Below are 3038 nucleotides of genomic sequence, written 5' to 3' on the forward strand. Positions count from 1 at the left end.
GTTTCCCAAGCCACTCAAATGATAGGATCAAGCCTCACGAGCAATTAGTATCGGTTAGCTTAACGCCTCACAGCGCTTCCACACCCGACCTATCAACGTCCTGGTCTCGAACGACTCTTCAGGAGGGTCAAGCCCTCAGGGAAGTCTCATCTTCAGGCGAGTTTCCCGCTTAGATGCTTTCAGCGGTTATCTCTTCCGCACTTAGCTACCCGGCAATGCGACTGGCGTCACAACCGGTACACCAGAGGTGCGTCCACTCCGGTCCTCTCGTACTAGGAGCAGCCCCCGTCAAACTTCCAACGCCCACTGCAGATAGGGACCAAACTGTCTCACGACGTTTTGAACCCAGCTCACGTACCACTTTAAATGGCGAACAGCCATACCCTTGGGACCGGCTACAGCCCCAGGATGTGATGAGCCGACATCGAGGTGCCAAACACCGCCGTCGATGTGAACTCTTGGGCGGTATCAGCCTGTTATCCCCGGAGTACCTTTTATCCGTTGAGCGATGGCCCTTCCATTCAGAACCACCGGATCACTATGTCCTGCTTTCGCACCTGCTCGACTTGTCGGTCTCGCAGTTAAGCTACCTTTTGCCATTGCACTATCAGCACGATTTCCGACCGTACCTAGGTAACCTTCGAACTCCTCCGTTACACTTTGGGAGGAGACCGCCCCAGTCAAACTGCCTACCATGCACTGTCCCCAATCCGGATCACGGACCAAGGTTAGAACCTCAAACACACCAGGGTGGTATTTCAAGGACGGCTCCATGAGAACTAGCGTTCCCACTTCATAGCCTCCCACCTATCCTACACAAGTCTGTTCAAAGTCCAATGCAAAGCTACAGTAAAGGTTCACGGGGTCTTTCCGTCTAGCAGCGGGGAGATTGCATCTTCACAAACACTTCAACTTCGCTGAGTCTCAGGAGGAGACAGTGTGGCCATCGTTACGCCATTCGTGCGGGTCGGAACTTACCCGACAAGGAATTTCGCTACCTTAGGACCGTTATAGTTACGGCCGCCGTTTACTGGGGCTTCGATCAAGAGCTTGCACCCCATCACTTAACCTTCCAGCACCGGGCAGGCGTCACACCGTATACGTCCACTTTCGTGTTGGCACAGTGCTGTGTTTTTGTTAAACAGTCGCAGCCACCGATTCTCTGCGACCTCTCAAAGCTCCTCCCGCAGGGGATTCACTCTAAGAGGCATACCTTCTCCCGAAGTTACGGTATCAATTTGCCGAGTTCCTTCTCCTGAGTTCTCTCAAGCGCCTTAGAATTCTCATCCTGCCCACCTGTGTCGGTTTGCGGTACGGTTCTTATGCAGCTGAAGCTTAGTGGCTTTTCCTGGAAGCGTGGTATCAGTCACTTCAGGTCCGTAGACCCTCGTCATCACGTCTCGGCCTTAAGGGGCGGCGGATTTGCCTACCTCCCCAGCCTACCGGCTTAAACAGACTATTCCAACAGTCTGATGACCTAACCTTCTCCGTCCCCACATCGCACTGCATAAAAGTACGGGAATTTTAACCCGTTTCCCATCGACTACGCTTTTCAGCCTCGCCTTAGGGGCCGACTCACCCTACGCCGATGAACGTTGCGTAGGAAACCTTGGGCTTTCGGCGAGCGGGCTTTTCACCCGCTTTATCGCTACTCATGTCAGCATTCGCACTTCTGATATCTCCAGCATCCCTTACGAGACACCTTCACAGACCTACAGAACGCTCCCCTACCATCTGCACTTACGTGCAAATCCGCAGCTTCGGTTATCAGTTTGAGCCCCGTTACATCTTCCGCGCAGGACGACTCGACCAGTGAGCTATTACGCTTTCTTTAAATGATGGCTGCTTCTAAGCCAACATCCTGGCTGTCTATGCCTTCCCACCTCGTTTACCACTTAACTGATCATTTGGGACCTTAGCTGGCGGTCTGGGTTGTTTCCCTCTTGACGATGGACGTTAGCACCCACCGTCTGTCTCCCATGCTCGCACTTTCCGGTATTCAGAGTTTGCCATGGTTTGGTAAATCGCAATGACCCCCTAGCCATAACAGTGCTTTACCCCCGGAAGTGATACATGAGGCACTACCTAAATAGTTTTCGGGGAGAACCAGCTATCTCCGAGTTTGTTTAGCCTTTCACCCCTATCCACAGCTCATCCCCTAGTTTTGCAACACTAGTGGGTTCGGACCTCCAGTGCGTGTTACCGCACCTTCATCCTGGCCATGGATAGATCACTCGGTTTCGGGTCTACGCCCAGCAACTAAAGCGCCCTATTCGGACTCGGTTTCCCTACGCCTCCCCTATTCGGTTAAGCTCGCTACTGAACGTAAGTCGCTGACCCATTATACAAAAGGTACGCAGTCACGGAACAAGTCCGCTCCCACTGTTTGTATGCATCCGGTTTCAGGTTCTATTTCACTCCCCTCCCGGGGTTCTTTTCGCCTTTCCCTCACGGTACTGGTTCACTATCGGTCGATCATGAGTATTTAGCCTTGGAGGATGGTCCCCCCATCTTCAGACAGGATTTCTCGTGTCCCGCCCTACTTATCGTACGCCTAGTCCTTGGAATGCGTTTTCGTGTACGGGGCTATCACCCACTATGGCGGTCCTTTCCATGAACCTTCCACTAACACAATCCATAACACGTACAGGCTCTTCCGCGTTCGCTCGCCACTACTAACGGAATCTCGGTTGATTTCTTTTCCTGCAGCTACTTAGATGTTTCAGTTCGCTGCGTTCGCCTCCTCAGACCTATGGATTCAGTCTGGGATCTCCTTGCGGAGGGGTTTCCCCATTCGGACATCGCGGGATCAAAGCTCTATTGCCAGCTCCCCCGCGCTTTTCGCAGGCTTACACGTCCTTCTTCGCCTATGATCGCCAAGGCATCCACCAGATGCACTTAGTCGCTTGACCCTATCATTTCAGTAACCTAGATCACCAAAACAACAAGTGTGTTTGTGCGACGACTACACCGCCCCTTTTGATATGGCGACGTAGCCTAGATACAATCAAATACCCAAGATGACGATCCGTCCGCTA

The 3038-nt window shown here is 52.6% G+C and carries 1 rRNA gene; it reads right to left on the reverse strand.

Annotated features, from left to right (window positions below):
• Window positions 1-23: 23 nt before the first annotated feature.
• Window positions 24-2912, reverse strand: a 23S ribosomal RNA gene (locus tag QUG03_RS23110).
• Window positions 2913-3038: the final 126 nt, after the last annotated feature.

This window comes from Chromobacterium sp. CCUG 30098, from assembly GCF_059916605.1.